Source organism: Microbacterium sp. Y-01 (assembly GCF_003856715.1).
GTDB lineage: Bacteria > Actinomycetota > Actinomycetes > Actinomycetales > Microbacteriaceae > Microbacterium > Microbacterium algeriense.
Genome location: NZ_CP024170.1, coordinates 1,602,401 through 1,622,765 on the forward strand (window position 1 = coordinate 1,602,401; position 20,365 = coordinate 1,622,765).

A 20,365-nucleotide genomic window follows, 5' to 3' on the forward strand; every position below is an offset into this window, starting at 1 on the left:
GGCGTCCGCAGACACTGCCCTGAACGAGGCTTCGGAGCACCCGTCTGCCCCGATCCCGATCGTGGGCCCTGGCGTGGGGGAGACCATCCGCGTGCCGCTGGGCGAGACGGGGTATGAAGCGTTCCCGCTGATCCTCGGCGCCGCGGAATTCGGCTGGAACGTCGATCTCGAGACCAGCCACGGCCTTCTCGACCGCTACATGGAGTTCGGCGGAAACGCGATCCACACGGCCGACGGGTTCTCCGGAGGGCGCAGCGAGCACATCATCGGACAGTGGCTGCGATCGAGGGGTCGCCGGGATCGCACTCTTCTCAGCGTGCGCATCGGCGCGCATGCGGACAACCCCGGCCTAGGGTCGGTCAATCTGGTCCGTGCCGTCGAGGGTTCTCTGACGCGCCTGGGCGTCGAGCGCATCGACGTCGTCTACCTCGATGCCACGCTCGATGCCACCACGAACCTCGAGGACACCCTCGCCACGGTCGAATGGCTGGCGGAGGCCGGCAAGATCGGCGCGCTCGGCGCCTACGGCTTCGCTCCGGAGCGTCTGGTCGAGGCGCGCATCCTCGCCGCTGCGGGCTACCCGCGCATCCATGTGATCGATGCGCCGTACAACCTCGTCAGACGACAGCCGTTCGAGGGCGATCTCCGGCTCGTCGCCGGTGCGCAGAACCTCGCGGTGACGCCATCCCACGCCCTCGAGCACGGGTTCCTCTCCGGCAGGCACCGCAACAAGGCGCTCACCTCGCGCGGCGTGCGGGGGGAGCAGCTGCGAGGTCACCTCAATCGACGGGGCATCAAGATCCTCCGGGCCCTCGACCAGGTGGCCGAGGAGCTCGGCGTGCCGGTGGCGGCCGTCTCGATCGCGTGGTTGCTCGCGCAGCGCACGGTCGCCGCGCCGATCGTGAACGCCTTCGCGGCCGATCACGTCGACGAGCTGATGCAGGGAGCAGGCGTCTCCCTGTCGCGGAGCCAGGTCGCCGAGCTCACCCGGGCAGGCAACTGAGGACAGTCCCGCCCGTGACGTAGGGTGGAAGAGAAGACCGGCGGATGCTGGCGATGAAGCGAGCGAGTTGTGACGCACTACATATATCTGGTCAGACATGGTGAACATCAGGATGCAGAGCATGGACTCGCAGACGGCCCCCTCTCCCCGCGGGGTCAGCGTCAGGCGGAGCTGATCGCGGACCGGCTCTCGGGCCTGCCGCTCGACGCCGTCTGGCATTCGCCGCTGCTCCGTGCGAACGAGACGGCGCGCGCGATCGCCGCTCGCCTGCCCTCGGTGGACCCCGAGCCCACCGCCCTGCTGTTCGACTGCGTGCCCACCGGGATGACCGAGGAGACCCCCGCGGTCTTCGAGCCGTTCTTCGGGTCGGTGACCGAGGCGGAGATCGAGGCGGGGCGCGCGCAGATGGCCGACGCCGTCAACGAGTTCCTGGTGCGCAAGACGGGCGACGTGCACGAGGTGCTCATCACGCACAACTTCGTCATCTCCTGGTTCGTGCGCGAGGTGCTCGCCGCGCCCGAATGGCGGTGGATGACGCTCAACCAGTCGCACTGCGGTCTGACGGTCATCGCGCAGAAGCAGGGACGGCCGTGGACGCTCCTGACGCACAACGACACCGGTCACCTGCCGGTCGAGCTCCGCACGGGCATCCCCGACGCGCTGCTGGTCTGATCGCGACGCGACGGGGCGCGAGGAGGTCCGCCCGAACGACGGCGGCACGATTGTTTCGCTCCCTCGGCCCGCGCGCCCCCGACCGGACCCCGCGGCCCGCGAAATAGACTGGACACATGACCTACCAGGTGGCACTCGTCGGCGGAACCGGGAAGCTCGGCACCATCATCAACGGGGTGATCGACGAGCTCGAGGGCTTCGAAGTGAGCCGGGTGCTGACGTCGTCCAGCGATCTGTCGGAGGTGGACGGCGCCGACCTGGTCGTCGACGCGTCGACCCCGCAGGTGAGCATCGAAGTGGTCCGCGCGGCCGTCGACCGGGGGATCAACGTCCTGGTCGCCACGTCGGGCTGGTCCTCCGAGCGGATCGCACTGGTGCGTCCGCTCGTCGAGGCCGCAGGCACCGGAGCGGTGTTCATCCCGAACTTCTCCCTCGGATCCGTGCTCGGCTCGGCACTGGCCGCGGCGGCGGCGCCGTTCTTCGGATCCGCGGAGATCGTCGAGGCGCATCGGGAGACCAAGATCGACTCGCCCAGTGGGACGGCGGTGCGCACCGCCGAGCTCATCGCCGCGGCACGTGCGGAGCAGGGCCCGGTGAGCGCGCCCCACGCGGATCAGCGCGCGCGGGGACAGCAGGTGGGCAGCGTGCCCATCCACTCGCTGCGGCGTCCCGGCGTCGTCGCGAAGCAGGAGGTCATCCTCTCCGGCCCCGGCGAGTCCCTCACGTTCACGCATGACACGACGGACTCGGCACTCGCGTACGCGCCGGGCATCCGGCTCGCCGTTCCCTACGCGCTCTCGGCCACCGGGGTGGTCGTCGGGCTCGAGCACATGATCGACATCGGCATCCGCTCGTGATGTCCCGCATCGGCGTCGGGCTGATGGCGGCGGCGCTGCTGGTCTACCTCGCGGTCGCGATCTGGCTCGCCGTCATGTTCATCTCGGTCGGCACTCCCGTCTCCATCGGCATGGGCATCACGCTCCTGGTGCTGGCGCCGATCGGCGCCTGGGCGCTCGTCCGCGAGATGATGTTCGGCTTCGGCGCGGATCGTCTCGGACGCATCCTCGACGCCGAGGGCGGGATGCCGCCGGTCGAGACGGAGCTGACACCGAGCGGCCGCATCGCCCGTGCCGACGCCGACCCGCTGATCGCGCGGTACGCGTCCGCAGCGGATGCGGCCGCCGACGACTGGCGCGCGCGGTACCGCCTCGGTGTCGTCCAGGACGCCGCGGGCCGCCGGAAGGACGCCAGGGCCAGCATCCGGGAAGCCATCCGTCTCTCTCGGCGCTGACGGCTCCCGCCGACCCTGCCGGCCCGGGTTCAGGCGAGAGTGGCTTCGAGAGTGATCTCGATGCCGGCCAGGGCCTGCGACACGGGGCAGCCGGTCTTGGCTCCGTTCGCGATCTCCTGGAACGCCTCGGGGGTGAGACCGGGGACGGCGGCGTTCACATTGAGGTGACTGCCGGTGATCCCCACGCCGGGCTTGAAGGTGACGGACGCGGTGGTGTTGACGCGCTCCGGTGGCGTGCCGTTCTCCGCCAGTGCGTTCGACAGCGCCATGCTGAAGCAGGAGGCGTGCGCCGCGGCGATGAGTTCCTCGGGGGTCGTGGTGGTGTCGCTGCCCTCGCTGCGCGCCTTCCAGTCGATGGGGAAGGTGCCGAGGTGGGACGACGAGAACGCGACCGTGCCGGATCCCTCCAGGAGCGATCCTGTCCACGTGCTGGTGGCTTCGCTGGTGACGGGCATGATTCCTCCGGTTCTCGCGCTGCGCGACTGCAGCGTCGACTCGTGGTCAGCCTAGCGAGAGCCTCGACCGGGCGGAACCGCTCTCAGGAGGCGGAGGCCTCGCGTCCGACGACCCCGGAGCGCTGCAGCAGCAGATAGATCTGGCAGCCGAGGCAGAACGCGAAGGCGGCGTTGAGGAAGGCGGCGATGAAGGCGGCGGCCGTCGCGATCGGCAGTGCCCACGGCACACCGAGGAGGTGCAGCACGAGGCCGATCCCGACGACGAGGAGTCCGACGCCCTGCGCGAAGCGGGGCGGGCGGGGATCCTCGAGCTCGGTCGGCGGCGCGAGACGAGGACGGACCACCGAGCGGAACAGCGCGCTCCACGGTGCGCTACGCGGGGAGAGCACGCCCCAGAGGAAGAGCAGCGCGATCACGAGGGCCAGCAGGAACCCGGGGTCCAGCGCGCGCTGTGCGAGCGATGCGGACGAGATCGCCCAGGTCCCACCCGGGGGGAAGACATCTCCCGACAAGGGAGCGGTCGCCACCCAGGTGGACCGTGCCGTCGAGATGCCGATCAACGCCAGGAACGTGGCGACCAGAAGGAGGACGGCGGTGATGGTCGCGGCGAAGCGGGGGCCTCGCGGGTCGATGCCGGCGGGTGTGGTCATCTCTGCTCCTGTGTTCGTGCCTCAGACGGCGGCGAGGGCCTCGGCCAGGGCCTGTGGCCGCGGCACTCCGTGGAATCGCGCACGGACGGCGCCGGAGCCGTCGACCACGAAGGTCGTCGGCGTCTGCAGCACCCGGTAGCGCGTCGAGAGATCGGGACGGTGCGTCAGGTCCACCTCCAGATGGCGGAGCCCGTCGTGCTCGGACGCGTATGCACCGAGAAGTCGACGCACCTGCGGGCACCTCGCGCACATCTCCGTGCTGAACTGCACCAGCGTCGCCCGAGCGCCGAGCTCGGTCGCCGCGGCATCGGCGGGATCGAAGCGCAGCGCACCGCCGTCGCGCCGCCGCCCGTCACGGCGGCGCAGCACGATTCCCGCGACCGTCGCGAGCGCGAGAAGGGCTGCGGCGATCCCCAGGGCGAGCACGGGAGACATGGCTCGAGCGTACGGGGCCTCGTCACCCGCCGGAGCCGATGTTTCAGACCGTGACGTGCGGCCGCTGCGTGCCGGGGATCCGCCCGAGAGGAGGAGCGGGAAGGTATCGTGGCTCTCATGAGCGCAGCCGTTCCGACTCCCTATGAAGACCTGCTCCGTGACGTGCTGGAGACGGGCACGCATAAGTCGGACCGGACCGGCACCGGGACCACGAGCGTCTTCGGCAGGCAGATCCGCTTCGACCTGTCGAAGGGCTTCCCGCTGATCACCACCAAGCGCGTGCACTTCAAGTCGATCGCGTACGAACTGCTCTGGTTCCTGCAGGGCGACTCCAACGTCCGCTGGCTCCAGGAGAACGGCGTCTCGATCTGGGATGAGTGGGCCGATGAGTCCGGTGACCTCGGTCCGGTGTACGGCGTGCAGTGGCGCTCCTGGCCGACCCCGGACGGGGGGAGCATCGACCAGCTCTCCGAGGTGATCGAGCAGATCCGCCGCTCTCCGGACTCGCGCAGACTGATCGTCTCGGCCTGGAACCCCGCCGACATCCCGGACATGGCGCTCGCTCCCTGCCACGCGCTCTTCCAGTTCTACGTCGCAGACGGACGGCTCTCGTGCCAGCTCTATCAGCGCAGCGCCGACATGTTCCTCGGCGTGCCGTTCAACATCGCCTCGTACGCGCTGCTCACGATGATGATCGCCCAGCAGGTGGGCCTGGAGCCCGGAGACTTCGTCTGGACGGGCGGCGACTGCCATATCTACGACAACCACGTCGAGCAGGTGCGCGAGCAGCTGTCGCGGGACCCCTACCCCTACCCGACGCTGCGCTTCGCCCGAAAGCCGGAATCCATCCTCGACTACACGTACGACGATCTCGTGGTCGAGGGCTACCAGCACCACGCCCCGATCCGCGCGGCGGTGGCGGTATGACCTGGGTCGGCCTGATCTGGGCCGAGGCGCACGGCGGCGTGATCGGTGCCGAGGGCGGCATGCCCTGGCACGTTCCGGAGGATCTCGCCCACTTCAAGGAGACCACCCTCGGCGCACCCGTCGTGATGGGGCGCAAGACCTGGGACTCCCTGCCCGAGCGGTTCCGTCCCCTCGCCGGCCGCGAGAACATCGTGGTGACGCGGCAGCAGGACTGGGCGGCGGAGGGCGCTCGGCGCGCCGCGACGGTCGCGGAAGCCGTGCGGGGTCTCGACCGGGTCTGGATCATCGGCGGGGCGGAGATCTTCCGTCAGGTGATCGGCGATGCCGACCGCCTGGAGGTCACGGAGCTCGACCTCGACGTCGACGGCGATGCCTACGCCCCCTCCAAGTCCGGATGGCGCCTGATCGACGAGGGCGAGTGGCAGACCTCCCGCTCCGGAGTCCGCTACCGCTTCCTCGGATACGAGCGCTGATGCCCACCGCGCTGATCACCGGTGCCAGTGCCGGCCTGGGTGCCGAGTTCGCCCGTCAGCTGGCTCGACGCCGCGCCGATCTCGTCCTCGTCGCGCGAACCGAGGACGCACTGAACGCACTGGGGGCGGAGCTGCGCAGCGAATACGGCGTGGCCGTCGAGGTCCTCGCCGCGGATCTGGCGGACGAGTCGGGGGTGGAGAAGGTCGCCGAGCGGCTGCGTGACACGACCGATCCCATCGACCTGCTGGTCAACAACGCCGGTTTCGGTCTTCCGCTGCAGTTCGCCGACAACGACATCGACGACGAGGTCCGTCACCTCCGCGTGCACGTCGAGGCACCCATGCGGCTCATGCACGCGGCCCTGCAGTCCATGCGAGGACGCGGTGGACGCATCATCAACGTGGCCTCCGTCGCCGGGTTCATCTCGCGGTCGACCTATTCCGCCTGCAAGTCGTGGCTGATCGGATTCAGCCGGTGGGCCAACGCCGAGTACGCGAGCGACGGGGTCACCGTCACCGCCCTGTGCCCCGGCTTCACGCACACGTCCTTCCACGAGCGCATGGGCCTGGCCGTCGGCGACGAGGGTGTCCCCGGCTTCCTGTGGCTGAACGCCCGCGATGTCGTGCGCGCGGGCCTGCGGGACGCCGCGCTCGGCCGGTCGGTCTCGGTGCCGTCGCTGCGATACAAGCTGATCGTGGGGACCTCCCGCTTCCTGCCCAGCGCCCTCACGTCCCGCGTGGCGCGTCGCGGACGGGTCTGAGCCCGCGGCTCAGCGGAACCTTCCGAGCGCGATCCCCGCCTTGGCGATGGCCGCGATCGTCTCTCCGTCCGTGATCCCGCCTCGGCCGATCATGGCCAGCACCTCCGGGAACGGAACCCACGACACCGCCTCGATGCCCTCCTCCGCCTGACTCTCGGCCGCCTCGTGCGCGGACGAGACGGGTCGGAGGCCGCGAGCCAGGAAGACGTGCTCCGGCGCCTCGGCGATGCCGTTGAGAGCGTTCATCCTGCCCAGCGGAGTCCAGACGTCGGCCGCGTAGCCGGTCTCCTCGAGCAACTCGCGCTGGGCCGCCACCAGCGGGTCCTCTCCGTCGCTTCCGCCGGCAGGGATCTCCGTCGTCATGCCGACGGTGTAGCGGTCGATCGTGACGAGACACACGCGCTCATCATCATCCACGGCGACGACGAACACCGCCGGATGCCGCATCGTGACGACGCCGTAGATGCCCTCGTGTCCGTTCGGTCCGGTGACGCGGTCCTCGCGCACGCGGATCCAGGCATTCTCGTATGCGGTCTCCGACTCGCGTGTCACCCAACCCATCTCTCGAGCGTAGAGTGCGTCACCGCGTCTGCAGCAGCACCATTCGAACCGATACGCTGGACGCATGACGCACTCGGGCAACCCTTTCGGACAGGTTCTCGTCGCGCTCGTCACTCCGATGACGGCCGACGGCGAAGTCGACTGGCCCGCCGTCGAGAAGCACATCGATGACGTGATCACCGCAGGAGCGGACGGCATCGTCGTGACGGGAACGACCGGCGAGACCTCGACCCTGACGGACCCCGAGAAGCTCAAGCTCGTCGAGGTGGGCAAGTCCGTCTCGGCGGGTCGCGCCAAGATCATCACCGGCGGCGGTTCCAACGAGACCGCCCACGCGATCGAGCTGTACAAGGCGAGCGAGAAGGCCGGCGCCGACGGCATCATGATCGTCACGCCGTACTACAACAAGCCGACCCAGGCCGGCATCCTGACGCATTTCCGGCTCGTCGCCGATGCGACCGACCTTCCGGTGATCCTCTACGACATCCCCGGCCGCACGGGCGTGCCGATCAAGTACGAGACGATCCTGCGTCTTGCGAAGCACCCGAACATCCTCGCGGTCAAGGACGCCAAGGGCGACTTCTCCGAGGTGAGCCGCGTGCTCAACCAGACCGACCTCATGTACTTCTCCGGCGACGACGCGAACGTGCTGCCGCACCTCGCGATCGGCGCCACCGGCCTCATCGGCGTCACGGCGAACGTCGCGGCCGCGCCGTACCGCACGATCATCGACGCGGTCAACGCGGGGGACCTGGCCACCGCGACCGCCGAGCACAAGCGCCTCGAGCCGCTCGTCCGTGCGGTGATGACGCACGTGCCGGGCACGGTCGCCGCGAAGTACATCCTGCACGGCCTCGGGCGCATCACGAGCCCGCGTGTCCGCCTGCCCCTGGTCGGCCCCGAGGAATGGGAGGCCGCGCTCATCGAGGATGAGCTCGACCTCGTCAAGAACGTCCCGGGCGCCGACTTCTCGAACTTCCGACCCGACCGCAACGCGGCTGCGGGTGGTGCCCTGCCCAAGGTGCACGGCACGACGCGCTGAGCCGCGTCCCCATGAACGAACGGACGCGCGGAGTGTCCGACTGAGGAGACAGCATGTCCATTCCCCTGGTAGCACCGACCGCTCTCGACGAGGGGACGCTGCGGGTCATCCCGATCGGCGGTCTCGGCGAGATCGGCCGGAACATGACCATGTTCGAGTACGACGGCAAGATCCTGATCGTGGACTGCGGCGTGCTCTTCCCCGAGGAGCACCAGCCCGGCGTCGACCTGATCCTGCCCGACTTCGAGCCGATCCGTGACCGGCTCGACGACATCGTCGGCGTCGTGCTGACGCACGGACATGAGGACCACATCGGCGCGGTGCCCTACCTGCTGCGCCTGAAGAGCGACATCCCCCTCATCGGATCGGGGCTCACGCTCGCGCTGGTCGAGGCGAAGCTCAAGGAGCACCGCATCAAGGCCTTCACCCTCACCGTGAAGGAAGGCCAGCAGGAGAAGGTCGGCCCGTTCGACCTGGAGTTCGTCGCAGTCAACCACTCGATCCCGGACGCCCTCGCCGTGGCGATCCGCACGCCTGCCGGCATGGTGCTCGCGACCGGCGACTTCAAGATGGACCAGCTGCCGCTGGACGGTCGGATCACCGATCTGCGTGCGTTCTCGCGGCTCGGCGAAGAGGGCGTCGACCTCTTCCTCGTCGACTCGACCAACGCCGACGTCCCCGGCTTCACCCCGACCGAGCGTTCGATCGGCCCGGTACTCGATCAGGTGATCGGCAAGGCGCCCCGTCGCGTCATCGTCGCGAGCTTCTCCAGTCACGTCCACCGTGTCCAGCAGGTGATCGACGCCGCAGCCGCCCACGGCCGCCGCGTGGCCTTCCTCGGCCGCAGCATGGTGCGCAACATGACGATCGCGGAGCAGCTGGGCTACCTGAAGGTGCCGGACGGCGTGCTCATCGACTTCAAGAAGGCGCGCGATCTCCCCGACGAGCAGATCGTCTACATGTCGACCGGATCGCAGGGCGAGCCGATGGCGGTGCTCAGCCGCATGGCCAACATGGACCACGCGATCGAGGTCAGCGAGGGCGACACCGTGATCCTCGCGTCCAGCCTCATTCCCGGCAACGAGAACGCGGTCTACCGCGTGATCGACGGCCTCACCAAGCTCGGTGCGAATGTGGTGCACAAGGCCAACGCCCGGGTGCACGTCTCGGGGCACGCGGCCGCCGGCGAACTGCTGTACTGCTACAACATCCTGAAGCCGAAGAACGTCCTTCCCGTGCACGGCGAGTACCGTCACCTGATCGCGAACGCGAAGCTCGCGCAGGACACGGGCATCTCCGAGGACAACACGATCATCGCCTCGAACGGCACCGTGATCGACCTGAAGGACGGCGTCGCGAAGGTCGCCGGCCAGCTCGACCTCGGATTCGTGTACGTCGACGGCTCGACCGTCGGCGAGATCACCGATGCCGACCTCAAGGACCGCCGGATCCTCGGCGAGGAGGGGTTCATCTCCGTGATCGTGGTCGTCGACGCTGCGACGGGACGCATCATCTCCGGTCCCGAGATCCACGCCCGCGGCGTGGCAGAGGACGACTCGGTGTTCGACGACGTGACGCCGAAGATCGTGGCAGCCCTCAAGGAGGCCTCCGGCAACGGCGTGCGCGACACGCATGCCCTGTCGCAGATCGTGCGCCGGACCATCGGCCGCTGGGTCAACCAGCGTCTGCGTCGTCGTCCCATGATCGTGCCGCTCGTCATCGAGGCGTGAGGGCGGGGGAGCGGCGCCGGCACTCACGGCTGCTCGACATCGCGACGTAACACCTCGGTCCTATGCTCGCGTCATGGACAGCGGGTTCGCCCTCCGGAGGGCCGCGCAGACGGATGCCGTGTTCCTCGGTGACATGCTCGTCGAGGCGGCGAACTGGCGCGCCGGGGGAATGCGTCCGCGGCACGAGGTGCTGATGTCCCCGGACCATCGGAGATACCTGGCGGGGTGGAAGCGCGCCGCCGACGAGGGCCTCGTCGCGACCGGTGCCGACGGTGTTCCCGTCGGCGCCGCGTGGTATCGCATGCTTCCACAGGATGCGCCGGGACTCGGCTTCGTCGGCGTCGCAGTCCCGGAGCTGATCCTCGGCGTGCATCCTCTCTGGCGGGCTCGAGGAGTCGGCCGAGCTCTGCTGCGTGGTCTCATCGAGCTGGCGGGAACGCAGGGGCACGCTCGGATCAGCCTCAGCGTCGAGCGCGACAACTTCGCGCGCAATCTCTACCGGGCGGAGGGTTTCGCTGTCGTCGCCGAGGGGCTCGCGCGTGACACGATGGTGCGTCGCACGGCGTAGCCGAGTGGCTTCGGATCCGTGGAAAGCCGCGTCATTACGCGGAGATGTCGGCTGTTGGTCGTAGCGTGGGAGCATGGCCAGGAGCACCACGAAGACTGAGCGCGCGTCGACGAGCGCACCGTCGCGCCCCAAGCGGCAGACGGCTCCCAAGGCCCAGCCCGCGCCCAAGAAGTACATCGACGAGGCCGACAAGCCTCCCGTGATCGTGCGCGCCTGGGTCGGGCTGGCGCACGGGGTCGGCGGGCTCTTCCGCGCGTTCGGGCCCGAGACACTTGAGAAGGACGACCGTCGCGACGGCTTCCCCTTCCTGCTCGTGCTGCTCGCCGTGCTCGGTGCGGTCAACGAGTGGTTCTTCATCGGCAACGAGGTCGCCGCGAACATCAGCGCCTACTCCGTCGGACTCTTCGTCGGCCGCGTCGCCTTCATCATGCCGGTGCTGCTTCTGCTCCTCGCCGGGTGGCTGTTCCGCCATCCCTCCTCGGTGCATGACAACGGGCGCATCGGGATCGGTTTCGGCATGTTCGTGCTCGCACTCGCGGGCATCTTCCATGTCGCCGGCCCGCGACCTCATCCCAACCAGGGCATGCCGGCCCTCAGTGAATCGGGCGGACTGCTGGGCTGGCTCGTCGGTCAGCCGCTGACGTACCTCACCGACATCCCCGCCTACATCGTGCTGTCGCTCCTCGCGGCACTCAGCATCCTGATCCTCACCAAGACGCCGCCGAACCGCATCGGCGCGCGTCTCGGCGACCTGTACGCGTGGATGTTCGACGCCGAGCGTCCCGAGAAGCCCGCCAAGGATGCCGCCACGATCGACGAAGCCGACAAGGTCGACGACCCCGACGTGCTGCCGTGGTGGCGACGCAACAAGACAGGCCGTGAGGAAGACCCGGACGAGGGCACGCTCGGCTCCGACGACATCACCGCGCTCCTGACGACCTCTGACCCGACGCCGGCCTACGACCAGGCCGTGGTCGTCGAGAACCCGTACGATGCGGCCACCGAGGTGCTGTCCGAGGTCAGGTCGGTCGCCGACTCGCTCGCCGAGCAGCAGACGACCGCGCTGCTCGACGACTCCTCGGAGACGGGGGAGGTGCCAGAGCTTCCCGGCCTGGATGGATTCGGCACCGATGGGCCCGGCGACCGAGGTCCGCAGGCCCCGGTCGCGCCGTACATCCTCCCGTCACCCGGACTGCTCGTCGAAGGACCGCCGCCCGTTCTGCGTTCGGAGGCCACCGACAAGGTGATCGAGCAGATCACCAGCGTCCTGACGCAGTTCAAGGTCGATGCGAAGGTGACCGGGTTCTCCCGCGGACCGACGGTCACGCAGTACGAGGTCGAGGTCGGACATGGCGTCAAGGTCGAGAAGATCCTCCAGCTGAGCAACAACTTCGCCTACGCGGTGGCGTCGAACGATGTGCGCATCCTGTCGCCGATCCCCGGCAAGAGCGCGATCGGCATCGAGATCCCGAACGCCGACAAGGAGATGGTCGCGCTCGGCGATGTGCTCCGGTCTCCGGCCGCGCAGAAGAGCACCCACCCCATGACCATCGGGGTGGGCAAGGACGTCGGGGGCAACATCGTGATCGCGAACCTCGCCAAGATGCCCCACCTTCTGGTCGCGGGATCCACGGGTTCCGGTAAGTCCAGCTTCGTGAACTCCATGATCACCAGCCTGCTGATGCGAGCACGCCCGTCCGACGTGCGCATGGTGCTGATCGACCCGAAGCGCGTGGAGCTCACCAGCTACGCCGGCGTCCCGCATCTGATCACGCCCATCATCACGAACCCGAAGAAGGCCGCCGAGGCGCTGCAGTGGGTAGTGAAGGAGATGGACATGCGGTACGACGACCTTGCGTCGTTCGGGTTCCGCCATATCGACGACTTCAACCGCGCCGTCCGTGCCGGAGAGGTCGAGGTGCCCGTCGGCAGCGAGCGGGTGCTCAAGCCCTACCCGTACCTCCTCGTCGTGGTCGATGAGCTCGCTGACCTCATGATGGTGGCCCCGCGCGACGTCGAGGACTCGATCGTTCGCATCACGCAGCTCGCGCGCGCCTCCGGGATCCACCTGGTCCTGGCCACGCAGCGACCCAGCGTCGACGTCGTCACCGGTCTGATCAAGGCGAACGTGCCGTCTCGGCTGGCGTTCGCCGTCACCAGCGTCACCGACAGCCGCGTGATCCTCGACGCGCCGGGCGCGGACAAGCTCATCGGACAGGGTGACGCGCTGTTCTCGCCGATGGGCTCGTCGAAGCCGTTCCGTCTGCAGGGCGCCTGGGTCGACGAGAAGGAGATCGACGCGGTCGTCAAGCATGTGACCCGTCAGGCGCGTCCGGACTACCGGCCCGACGTCCAGGAGGCTCTCGAGCCGTCCAAGAAGAAGGAAGTCGACGAGGACATCGGCGACGACCTCGAGCTGCTGCTGGCGGCCGCCGAGCTCATCGTCTCGTCTCAGTTCGGATCGACGTCGATGCTGCAGCGCAAACTGCGCGTCGGCTTCGCGAAGGCGGGTCGGCTGATGGATCTGCTCGAGTCCCGGGAGATCGTCGGTCCGTCCGAGGGGTCGAAGGCCCGTGACGTGCTCGCGACGGCGGAGCAGCTGCCGCAGGTGATGGCGAAGCTGCGGGGCGAGGACGTGCCGTCGGCCTCTGCTCCGTCCGCCGCTCCGGCCGCTCCTCCCGTCCCGCCGCTGCCGGCGCAGCACGATCCGATCGCCGCGCAGTACGAGGGACTCCCCGAGGTCGAAGCAGAGGGCGACGAAGACGCCTGGGGCCTGACGGGACGCGACTGATGGCGATCCCACGGCAGCTGCCCAACGCCATCACCGTCGCGCGCATCCCGCTCGCGGTCGTCTTCTTCGTGCTGCTGCTGCTCGGCGGCACGTACGGCGACCTGGAGCCGGCGCTGCGCTGGACGGCGGCGATCCTCTTCATCGTCGGCATCTCGACCGACTGGGTCGACGGTTACCTCGCCCGCAGGTACGACATCGTCAGCGACTTCGGCAAGCTGTGGGATCCGATCGCCGACAAGCTGCTCACCGGAGCGGGATTCGTCGGGCTCGCCATCCTCGGCGAGGTGAACTGGTGGATCGTCGCGATCATCCTCGTCCGCGAATGGGGGATCACGATCCATCGACTGATGGTCGCTAGTGAGCATGTCGTCGCGGCAGCCTGGATGGGCAAGATCAAGACCGCGTTCCAGGGGGTGGCCCTCGGCTGGGCGCTGCTTCCGCTGCATTACCTCATCGGGCTGGATGCGTGGACGCTCATCACCTTCATCCTCATGCTCATCGTGCTCGTCCTCACCGTCGCCAGCGGGATCGACTACATCGTGGCGCAGGTCCGCGGCTCGCGACGGAAGCCATGACCGGTGCGGCGCCCGCACTGGCGGAGTTGCAGCGGCGCGGATGGACCCTGGGCGTCGCGGAGTCGCTCACCGGAGGCGCGCTGTGTGCGGAGCTCGTCTCCGTCCCCGGGGCCTCGGCGGTGCTGTTCGGCGCCGTCGTGGCGTATGCGACTCCCGTCAAGGCGTCCCTGCTGGGTGTCGACGCCGATCTCCTCGCTGCACACGGCCCGGTGCATCCTCTCGTCGCGACCCAGATGGCCGACGGGGTGCGGCGCGCCGTGAGCGTGGCAGGACGCCCGGCGGACGTCGGCATGTCCACCACAGGGATCGCCGGTCCCGATTCGCCGGACGGGCAGCCGGTCGGCACGGTCCACATCGGGATCGTGACTCCGACGGCATCGCGGACGGCCGCCTTTCACTTCGCGGGCGACCGCGCCTCGATCCGTCGGCAGACGGTCGATGCCGCCATCGGGCAGCTGCTCGACACGCTCCAGGAATAGCGCCGGGGTCCCGCGGGTTATCTCTGATGTGCTCACATTCAAACCACAGAGTGCAGGGGTAGATTCTGTGCAGGTCAGCAGTACTAGACTGGCTGTCTCTTCGGGGGAGACCTCGACCGAACACACGGGGAGGAGGTTCCGATGATTCTTGTACGACAGGAAATCGGCGATGTGCTGAGGGACTTCCGCCTGCAGAAGGGGCGTACGCTCCGGCAGGTCGCAAGCAAGGCGTCGGTCGCGCTCGGCTACCTCAGTGAGGTCGAGCGCGGGCAGAAGGAAGCATCGAGCGAGATCCTCGCTTCGGTCGCTGATGCCCTCGACGTGCCCATCTCGACGATCATGCGCGAGGTAGGAGATCGCATCTCCGTGCTCGAAGGCATCCAGGTGTTCCCGGATGTCGTTCCGGACGACCTCGTCGCGTCGGTCGAGCCGCAGCTCTCGCTGCACTGACGCGCGGACCGCGAAGCGATGCGTCGCAGCGAGTTCCTTCGCGCCGTGGACACGGAGTTCCAGGCGCGTGCGACTTCTCTCGTCAACGACCTCGGGCTGACGGCGCTTCGCGGACGCACGGCCGTGGAGGCGCTGGCCGACGGCACGCCGCCGCGCGACATCTGGCTGGCCCTGTGCTCCGAGATGGACGTTCCCGAGAGCCGGCGCTACGGCGTCGGTCGGCAGGAGCCCCGCGGGCGCTGAGCGCGTGCGCCGTGTGTCCGGAACGTACGGGACATGGGTGACGATATTCGGCGTGTCGTCGAAGATGTGTTCGAAACGGGCGTAGTCTTCTGCACAAGTGGTTCAGAGAAGCCGATCTGCACATCAGGTGAGATCGCCGACGCGATGTCGGTGGCCCCTCCTACGGTGGAGAACAAGCCAAGAGCCATACGCCTTGTCGGAGAGTATCTCCCAGCCGGGAGCGCCGCGACAGCCTACAGGCGGCACCACGCGCGCAGAAGGAGCACATCATGCCATCACCCGCCGACCGCGAGAAGTCCCTCGAGACCGCCCTCGCCCAGATCGACCGCCAGTTCGGGAAGGGCTCGGTCATGCGGCTGGGCAGCGATGAGCGCGCCCCTGTGGCCGTCATCCCGACCGGCTCCATCGCCCTCGACGTCGCGCTCGGCGTCGGAGGTCTCCCGCGTGGTCGTATCGTCGAGATCTACGGCCCGGAATCCTCCGGTAAGACGACGCTGACCCTGCACGCGATCGCGAACGCGCAGCGTGCAGGTGGAATCGCCGCCTTCATCGACGCCGAGCACGCGCTCGACCCCGATTACGCAGCCAAGCTCGGCGTCGACATCGACGCCCTGCTGGTCTCCCAGCCCGACACCGGAGAGCAGGCGCTCGAGATCGCCGACATGCTCGTGCGGTCCGGCGCCATCGACCTCATCGTCATCGACTCGGTCGCGGCTCTGGTGCCGCGCGCCGAGATCGAGGGCGAGATGGGTGACTCGCATGTGGGTCTGCAGGCCCGCCTCATGTCGCAGGCGCTGCGGAAGCTCACCGGTGGTCTGAACCAGACGAACACCACGATGATCTTCATCAACCAGCTGCGCGAGAAGATCGGTGTCTTCTTCGGCTCGCCGGAGACCACGGCCGGTGGTAAGGCGCTGAAGTTCTACGCCTCGGTCCGCATGGACATCCGCCGCATCGAGACGCTCAAGGACGGAACCGACGCCGTCGGAAACCGCACGCGCGTCAAGGTGGTCAAGAACAAGATGGCTCCGCCGTTCAAGCAGGCGGAGTTCGACATCCTCTACGGCGTCGGCATCTCGCGGGAAGGCAGCCTGATCGACTTCGGCGTCGAGCACGCGATCGTCAAGAAGTCGGGTTCGTGGTACACCTACGACGGCGATCAGCTGGGCCAGGGCAAGGAGAACGCTCGCACGTTCCTGCTCAACAACCCCGACATCGCCCTGGCCATCGAGACGCAGATCAAGCAGAAGCTCGGCATCGGCGGCCCGACGGCCGCTCCAGCCGCAGACGAGCTCGCTGAGCGTCGTCCGGCCTGATGAGTGACACCCGTGGGGGCGATTCCGAGCGGATCGCCCCCATCATTCCTCTGTTCGGCGATTCCTCGCGAAAGTCCGGCGACGTCGCACCGCGTTCAGGTGAGGACTCCGCGGGGGAGAAGCCCGCACATCGGGCAGGCGCCGAGCTCTGGCGTTCGACCTGGGATGAGCCGCCAGCCTCGGCCGCGGGTGCCGATCGGAGCGACGGCACGCCGAGCGAGAGACACCCCGCCAGAGGGGCCTCCGCGCGCACGGCGTCGGAGAGATCGCCGTCCGCCCCGGCCATACCGCGGTTGCGCGCCCTGCCGGATACCGGGACGGAGACAGCCGACGTCGATGCCGCGGACGACCGTCGCGCGACCGCCGAGGAAGCGCTGGTCCGAAAGCTCCGCGCCCGCTCGCTCTCCGTGTCGGAGGCTCGGACCGTGTTGCGCGGACACGAACTCGACGCGGGCGCGGTCGACGACGTGATCGACGACTTCTGCCGCCGCGGATACCTCGACGACGACGCTCTCGCTTCAGCGCTCGTGACGTCGGGCGTGGAGCGCAAGGGACAGGGGCGCGTCGCGCTCTCCCGTTCCCTCTCGCAGCGCGGCATCCCCCGCGAAGTGATCGATCGCGCGCTGGACGAACTGCCCGATGACGACGACGAGCGAGCCCTCGACTTCGCCCGGACGAAGGCTCGATCACTGAGTCGGCTCGACCCCGACACCGCGCTGCGTCGCCTGGTGGGGCAGCTCGCCCGACGCGGCTACAACGGCGCCGTCGCGATGAAGGCCGCGAAGACGGCGCTGCGCGAGACGACGTTCGGCTCGACGACGTCCGGGGTGCGTTTCGTCGATTCCGACTGAGTCGGGCCGCCGCTCCGGCCGCGCAACGGCTCGTACAATGGGATCATCATGACTATCCCGCGCAGTGAACCGACGATCATCAGCGCGTCGTCGGCGGCCGTCGACGACGACGGGCGACAGCGATCATATGAAGTGCGCACCTTCGGGTGCCAGATGAACGTGCACGACTCCGAGCGGCTCTCCGGATCGCTGGAGAGTGCCGGCTATGTCCGGGCCGCAGATGGCGCCGAGGCCGACGTCGTCATCATCAACACCTGCGCCGTGCGCGACAACGCCGCGGGCAAGTTGTACGGCACGCTCGGGCACCTCGCCGCCGTCAAGCGCCGCAAAGAGGGGATGCAGATCGCGGTCGGCGGATGCCTGGCGCAGATGGACAAGCAGGCCGTCCTCGACAAGGCGCCCTGGGTGGACGTCGTCTTCGGCACGCACAACATGGGCTCCCTGCCCGGTCTGCTCGAGCGCGCTCGTCACAACGGCGACGCCGAGCTCGAGATCCTCGAATCCCTCGAGGTCTTCCCCTCGACCCTCCCGACCAAGCGCGACTCTGCCCACAGCGGCTGGGTGTCGATCTCCGTCGGCTGCAACAACACCTGCACGTTCTGCATCGTCCCGAGCCTGCGGGGCAAGGAGAAGGACCGTCGCCCCGGCGACATCCTGAACGAGATCCGTCTCCTCGTCGAGGACGGCGCGATCGAGGTCACCCTGCTCGGACAGAACGTGAACTCCTACGGCGTCGAATTCGGAGACCGGCAGGCTTTCGGGAAGCTGCTGCGTGCGGCAGGCGAGATCGAGGGCCTCGAGCGGATCCGTTTCACCAGTCCGCATCCCGCCGCCTTCACGGATGACGTGATCGACGCGATGGCCGAGACGCCCAGCGTGATGCCGCAGCTGCACATGCCGCTGCAGTCGGGAAGCGACCGCATCCTGAAGGCCATGCGGCGGTCCTACCGGAGCGAGCGCTTCCTCGGGATCCTCGAGCGCGTCCGTGCCCGCATCCCGAACGCCGCCATCACGACCGACATCATCGTCGGCTTCCCCGGCGAGACCGAGGAGGACTTCGAGGACACCATGCGCGTCGTCGAACAGGCGCGCTTCTCCGGAGCGTTCACCTTCCAGTACTCGATCCGTGAGGGCACTCCCGCCGCGACGATGGAGAACCAGGTTCCGAAGGACGTCGTTCAGGCTCGATACAACCGCCTGATCGCCCTGCAGGAGCGCATCTCTCTCGAGGAGAACCAGAAGCAGGTCGGCCGCGAGGTCGAACTCCTCGTCTCGACCGGAGAAGGCAAGAAGGACGCGGAGACCCACCGTCTCACCGGCCGCGCCGAAGACAACCGTCTCGTGCACTTCGAAGTGACCCCCGGTTCGGATCTTCCTCGACCGGGAGACGTGGTCACCGTCGTCATCACGCATGCGGCCCCTTTCCACCTGCTCGCGGACGATCCGACGGGACGACCGCTGCGCATCCGTCGCACCCGCGGTGGCGACGCCTGGGACCGCAGCCAGTCCGAGTCGTGCGCTGTGCCGACGGCGAGCAGCGACGGTGCACCGCGCGCCGTCTCCCTGGGCCTGCCGACGCTGCGCGTGGGCGTGTGACCGCAGGACCGACCCTCTGGGCCGTGGTCGGCGCCACCGGCACCGGCAAGAGCGATCTCGCGATCGGCCTCGCCGAGCGACTGCGCGCCCGGGGGAACCCCGCAGAGATCGTCAATGCGGATGCCATGCAGCTGTATCGCGGCATGGACATCGGCACGGCGAAGGTGCCCCACGAGGAGCGGCGCGGAATCCCGCATCACCTCTTCGACGTCCGCGAGGTCCACGAGGATGCCGCCGTCGCCTGGTACCAGCCGAGAGCGCGAGAGGCTGTGGAGGACATCCAGCGGCGTGGCGGCGACGCGATCCTCGTCGGCGGATCGGGCCTCTACGTCTCGAGTGTGATCTACGACTTCCGGTTCCCGCCGCGAGATGCCGCGCTCCGCGACCGGCTCGAGCGCGAGTTCGAATCGAAGGGCTCCGCACCCCTGCTGGAGCGGTTGCGAGCGCTCGACCCCGACGCCGCTTCCCGTGTCGATCCCCGCAACCCCCGGCGGATCATCCGCGCGCTCGAGGTCCGCGAGCAGGGGAGTGCGACCCACGGTGCCGCGCTTCCCGAGAAGCCGACGCTCTGGCTGCCGCACACGCGCGTGATCGGCCTGCGTGTCGAACGCGAGCAGCTCGTAAAGCGGCTCGACGCCCGCGTGCGGAGAATGTGGGAGGACGGCCTGCTCGATGAGGTCTCCGGGCTTCGTCGGAACGGACTCGAGCGCGGGGTCACCGCCCCGCGGGCGATCGGCTATGCGCAGGCGCTCGCCCAGCTCGACGGAGCTCTCTCGGAAGACGAGGCCATCGCGCAGACGCAGGCGCTCACCCGCCGCTACGCGCGCCGCCAGGTGTCCTGGTTCAAGCGCTATCCCGAGATCGAGTGGTGGGATGCTCCTGCCGACGCGGACGCGGTCCTCCAGAGCTGACGAACCAGTGTCGGCGGCTCGTGGCACGCTGGCGGCATGACGACCCACTTCTACACCGCGTCCAGTCTCGACGGGTTCATCGCCACCGAGGAGCATTCACTGGACTGGCTGCTGAAACAGGACATCGACGAGGACGGCCCGATGGCGTACCCGGGGTTCGAGAAGAACATCGGGGCGCTTGCGATGGGCGCATCGACGTACGAATGGGTGATGCGCCACGAAGAGGGCGTCTGGGGTTACGCGCAGCCGACCTGGGTCTTCACCCACAGGGAGCTGGCGCTGCCCGCCGACGCGGACGTCCGGCTGACCAGGGACGACGTCCGGTCGGTGCATGCCGAGATGGTCGCGGCGGCAGGGGAGCGCGACATCTGGGTCGTGGGCGGCGGCGATCTGGCGGGCCAGTTCGCGGACGCGGGTCTACTCGACGAGGTGTGGGTGCAGTACGCACCGGTGACGCTCGGCGCCGGAGCACCGCTCCTGCCTCGCCGTCTCGATCTCGAGCTCCTGGATGTGGCGCGCAACCGCAGCTTCCTGTGCGGCCGGTACCGCGTCATCCGGGACGGAACCCCTGGCGGGGATCTCTAG

At 68.6% G+C, this 20,365-nt stretch carries 24 protein-coding genes; 20 read left to right on the forward strand and 4 right to left on the reverse strand.

Annotated elements, in window-relative coordinates:
- Positions 1-73 precede the first annotated feature (73 nt).
- From CSX12_RS07440 to CSX12_RS07455, 4 genes are all read left to right on the forward strand, one after another.
- The gene (locus CSX12_RS07440) at positions 74-1,003 is read left to right on the forward strand and encodes an aldo/keto reductase (protein ID WP_017204391.1); all 930 of its coding nucleotides are present in this window, start codon (positions 74-76) and stop codon (positions 1,001-1,003) included.
- A gap of 69 nt (positions 1,004-1,072) precedes the next feature.
- Positions 1,073-1,675, forward strand: coding sequence for a histidine phosphatase family protein (locus CSX12_RS07445; RefSeq protein ID WP_017204392.1), 603 nt, complete (start codon positions 1,073-1,075; stop codon positions 1,673-1,675).
- Positions 1,676-1,791: 116 nt separating this feature from the next.
- Positions 1,792-2,532, forward strand: a complete 741-nt coding sequence (gene dapB, locus CSX12_RS07450; RefSeq protein WP_017204393.1) for a 4-hydroxy-tetrahydrodipicolinate reductase — start codon at positions 1,792-1,794, stop codon at positions 2,530-2,532.
- A complete protein-coding gene (locus tag CSX12_RS07455; protein WP_017204394.1) occupies positions 2,532-2,966 on the forward strand; it encodes a hypothetical protein in 435 nt (144 codons plus the stop codon). The genes dapB and CSX12_RS07455 overlap by 1 nt, the downstream gene beginning before the upstream one ends.
- Positions 2,967-2,995: 29 nt before the next feature.
- Here CSX12_RS07455 and CSX12_RS07460 read toward each other — a convergent pair whose 3' ends face one another.
- The 3 genes from CSX12_RS07460 to CSX12_RS07470 form a co-directional block, all read right to left on the reverse strand.
- Positions 2,996-3,421 (reverse strand): OsmC family peroxiredoxin, encoded by a 426-nt coding sequence (locus CSX12_RS07460; protein ID WP_124895376.1) that lies wholly within the window; start codon positions 3,419-3,421, stop codon positions 2,996-2,998.
- A gap of 83 nt (positions 3,422-3,504) precedes the next feature.
- Positions 3,505-4,071, reverse strand: coding sequence for a DUF4395 domain-containing protein (locus tag CSX12_RS07465; RefSeq protein WP_124895377.1), 567 nt, complete (start codon positions 4,069-4,071; stop codon positions 3,505-3,507).
- A gap of 21 nt (positions 4,072-4,092) precedes the next feature.
- Positions 4,093-4,506, reverse strand: coding sequence for a thioredoxin family protein (locus CSX12_RS07470; RefSeq protein WP_017204397.1), 414 nt, complete (start codon positions 4,504-4,506; stop codon positions 4,093-4,095).
- A gap of 117 nt (positions 4,507-4,623) precedes the next feature.
- Here CSX12_RS07470 and CSX12_RS07475 point away from each other — a divergent pair, with 117 nt between their 5' ends.
- From CSX12_RS07475 to CSX12_RS07485, 3 genes are read left to right on the forward strand one after another with little or no spacing between them, the layout of a single operon-like run.
- Positions 4,624-5,433 (forward strand): thymidylate synthase, encoded by an 810-nt coding sequence (locus tag CSX12_RS07475; RefSeq protein ID WP_124895378.1) that lies wholly within the window; start codon positions 4,624-4,626, stop codon positions 5,431-5,433.
- The gene (locus tag CSX12_RS07480) at positions 5,430-5,906 is read left to right on the forward strand and encodes a dihydrofolate reductase (RefSeq protein ID WP_017204399.1); all 477 of its coding nucleotides are present in this window, start codon (positions 5,430-5,432) and stop codon (positions 5,904-5,906) included. Before CSX12_RS07475 ends, CSX12_RS07480 begins: the two co-directional genes overlap by 4 nt.
- Positions 5,906-6,667 carry an SDR family oxidoreductase gene (locus CSX12_RS07485; protein WP_124895379.1) on the forward strand — a complete coding sequence of 254 codons (762 nt, stop codon included), beginning with the start codon at positions 5,906-5,908 and terminating at the stop codon, positions 6,665-6,667. The genes CSX12_RS07480 and CSX12_RS07485 overlap by 1 nt, the downstream gene beginning before the upstream one ends.
- Positions 6,668-6,676: 9 nt before the next feature.
- On the opposite strand, the gene CSX12_RS07490 is transcribed toward CSX12_RS07485, so the two are convergent.
- The gene (locus CSX12_RS07490; protein ID WP_017204401.1) at positions 6,677-7,228 is read right to left on the reverse strand and encodes an NUDIX hydrolase; all 552 of its coding nucleotides are present in this window, start codon (positions 7,226-7,228) and stop codon (positions 6,677-6,679) included.
- Positions 7,229-7,292: 64 nt separating this feature from the next.
- Here CSX12_RS07490 and dapA point away from each other — a divergent pair, with 64 nt between their 5' ends.
- The 13 genes from dapA to CSX12_RS07555 all read left to right on the forward strand — a co-directional run bounded on the left by dapA (position 7,293) and on the right by CSX12_RS07555 (position 20,365).
- A complete protein-coding gene (gene dapA / locus CSX12_RS07495; RefSeq protein WP_017204402.1) occupies positions 7,293-8,270 on the forward strand; it encodes a 4-hydroxy-tetrahydrodipicolinate synthase in 978 nt (325 codons plus the stop codon).
- 53 nt (positions 8,271-8,323) lie between these two features.
- The gene (locus tag CSX12_RS07500; protein WP_124895380.1) at positions 8,324-10,000 is read left to right on the forward strand and encodes a ribonuclease J; all 1,677 of its coding nucleotides are present in this window, start codon (positions 8,324-8,326) and stop codon (positions 9,998-10,000) included.
- Positions 10,001-10,073: 73 nt separating this feature from the next.
- Positions 10,074-10,568 (forward strand): GNAT family N-acetyltransferase, encoded by a 495-nt coding sequence (locus tag CSX12_RS07505; protein WP_017204404.1) that lies wholly within the window; start codon positions 10,074-10,076, stop codon positions 10,566-10,568.
- A gap of 73 nt (positions 10,569-10,641) precedes the next feature.
- The gene (locus tag CSX12_RS07510; protein ID WP_124895381.1) at positions 10,642-13,359 is read left to right on the forward strand and encodes a DNA translocase FtsK; all 2,718 of its coding nucleotides are present in this window, start codon (positions 10,642-10,644) and stop codon (positions 13,357-13,359) included.
- The gene (gene pgsA / locus CSX12_RS07515; RefSeq protein WP_017204406.1) at positions 13,359-13,934 is read left to right on the forward strand and encodes a CDP-diacylglycerol--glycerol-3-phosphate 3-phosphatidyltransferase; all 576 of its coding nucleotides are present in this window, start codon (positions 13,359-13,361) and stop codon (positions 13,932-13,934) included. Before CSX12_RS07510 ends, pgsA begins: the two co-directional genes overlap by 1 nt.
- Positions 13,931-14,413: a CinA family protein gene (locus CSX12_RS07520; RefSeq protein ID WP_124895382.1), complete on the forward strand. Its 483-nt coding sequence runs from the start codon at positions 13,931-13,933 to the stop codon at positions 14,411-14,413. Before pgsA ends, CSX12_RS07520 begins: the two co-directional genes overlap by 4 nt.
- A gap of 141 nt (positions 14,414-14,554) precedes the next feature.
- Positions 14,555-14,863: a helix-turn-helix transcriptional regulator gene (locus CSX12_RS07525; protein ID WP_026049981.1), complete on the forward strand. Its 309-nt coding sequence runs from the start codon at positions 14,555-14,557 to the stop codon at positions 14,861-14,863.
- Positions 14,864-14,881: 18 nt separating this feature from the next.
- Positions 14,882-15,106, forward strand: coding sequence for a DUF3046 domain-containing protein (locus CSX12_RS07530; protein ID WP_017204409.1), 225 nt, complete (start codon positions 14,882-14,884; stop codon positions 15,104-15,106).
- Between the two features lie 269 nt (positions 15,107-15,375).
- Positions 15,376-16,422: a recombinase RecA gene (recA, locus tag CSX12_RS07535; RefSeq protein WP_124895383.1), complete on the forward strand. Its 1,047-nt coding sequence runs from the start codon at positions 15,376-15,378 to the stop codon at positions 16,420-16,422.
- 425 nt (positions 16,423-16,847) lie between these two features.
- The gene (locus CSX12_RS18710; protein WP_225855803.1) at positions 16,848-17,273 is read left to right on the forward strand and encodes a regulatory protein RecX; all 426 of its coding nucleotides are present in this window, start codon (positions 16,848-16,850) and stop codon (positions 17,271-17,273) included.
- A gap of 48 nt (positions 17,274-17,321) precedes the next feature.
- A complete protein-coding gene (gene miaB / locus CSX12_RS07545) occupies positions 17,322-18,869 on the forward strand; it encodes a tRNA (N6-isopentenyl adenosine(37)-C2)-methylthiotransferase MiaB (protein WP_124895385.1) in 1,548 nt (515 codons plus the stop codon).
- Positions 18,866-19,780, forward strand: coding sequence for a tRNA (adenosine(37)-N6)-dimethylallyltransferase MiaA (gene miaA, locus CSX12_RS07550; RefSeq protein ID WP_124895386.1), 915 nt, complete (start codon positions 18,866-18,868; stop codon positions 19,778-19,780). The genes miaB and miaA overlap by 4 nt, the downstream gene beginning before the upstream one ends.
- Before the next feature lie 36 nt (positions 19,781-19,816).
- Positions 19,817-20,365, forward strand: a complete 549-nt coding sequence (locus tag CSX12_RS07555) for a dihydrofolate reductase family protein (protein ID WP_124895387.1) — start codon at positions 19,817-19,819, stop codon at positions 20,363-20,365.

Coding starts and splice junctions, on each gene's coding strand:
- CSX12_RS07530 (WP_017204409.1), top strand. CDS start 14,882: ATGCGTCGCAGCGAGTTCCTTCGCGCCGTGGACACGGAGTTCCAGGCG.
- recA (WP_124895383.1), top strand. CDS start 15,376: ATGCCATCACCCGCCGACCGCGAGAAGTCCCTCGAGACCGCCCTCGCC.
- CSX12_RS07555 (WP_124895387.1), top strand. CDS start 19,817: ATGACGACCCACTTCTACACCGCGTCCAGTCTCGACGGGTTCATCGCC.
- pgsA (WP_017204406.1), top strand. CDS start 13,359: ATGGCGATCCCACGGCAGCTGCCCAACGCCATCACCGTCGCGCGCATC.
- CSX12_RS07525 (WP_026049981.1), top strand. CDS start 14,555: ATGATTCTTGTACGACAGGAAATCGGCGATGTGCTGAGGGACTTCCGC.
- CSX12_RS07510 (WP_124895381.1), top strand. CDS start 10,642: ATGGCCAGGAGCACCACGAAGACTGAGCGCGCGTCGACGAGCGCACCG.
- CSX12_RS07470 (WP_017204397.1), bottom strand. CDS start 4,506: ATGTCTCCCGTGCTCGCCCTGGGGATCGCCGCAGCCCTTCTCGCGCTC.
- miaB (WP_124895385.1), top strand. CDS start 17,322: ATGACTATCCCGCGCAGTGAACCGACGATCATCAGCGCGTCGTCGGCG.
- CSX12_RS07520 (WP_124895382.1), top strand. CDS start 13,931: ATGACCGGTGCGGCGCCCGCACTGGCGGAGTTGCAGCGGCGCGGATGG.
- CSX12_RS07455 (WP_017204394.1), top strand. CDS start 2,532: ATGTCCCGCATCGGCGTCGGGCTGATGGCGGCGGCGCTGCTGGTCTAC.
- CSX12_RS07485 (WP_124895379.1), top strand. CDS start 5,906: ATGCCCACCGCGCTGATCACCGGTGCCAGTGCCGGCCTGGGTGCCGAG.
- dapA (WP_017204402.1), top strand. CDS start 7,293: ATGACGCACTCGGGCAACCCTTTCGGACAGGTTCTCGTCGCGCTCGTC.
- CSX12_RS07500 (WP_124895380.1), top strand. CDS start 8,324: ATGTCCATTCCCCTGGTAGCACCGACCGCTCTCGACGAGGGGACGCTG.
- CSX12_RS07505 (WP_017204404.1), top strand. CDS start 10,074: ATGGACAGCGGGTTCGCCCTCCGGAGGGCCGCGCAGACGGATGCCGTG.
- CSX12_RS07460 (WP_124895376.1), bottom strand. CDS start 3,421: ATGCCCGTCACCAGCGAAGCCACCAGCACGTGGACAGGATCGCTCCTG.
- CSX12_RS07465 (WP_124895377.1), bottom strand. CDS start 4,071: ATGACCACACCCGCCGGCATCGACCCGCGAGGCCCCCGCTTCGCCGCG.
- CSX12_RS07475 (WP_124895378.1), top strand. CDS start 4,624: ATGAGCGCAGCCGTTCCGACTCCCTATGAAGACCTGCTCCGTGACGTG.
- dapB (WP_017204393.1), top strand. CDS start 1,792: ATGACCTACCAGGTGGCACTCGTCGGCGGAACCGGGAAGCTCGGCACC.
- CSX12_RS07490 (WP_017204401.1), bottom strand. CDS start 7,228: ATGGGTTGGGTGACACGCGAGTCGGAGACCGCATACGAGAATGCCTGG.
- CSX12_RS07480 (WP_017204399.1), top strand. CDS start 5,430: ATGACCTGGGTCGGCCTGATCTGGGCCGAGGCGCACGGCGGCGTGATC.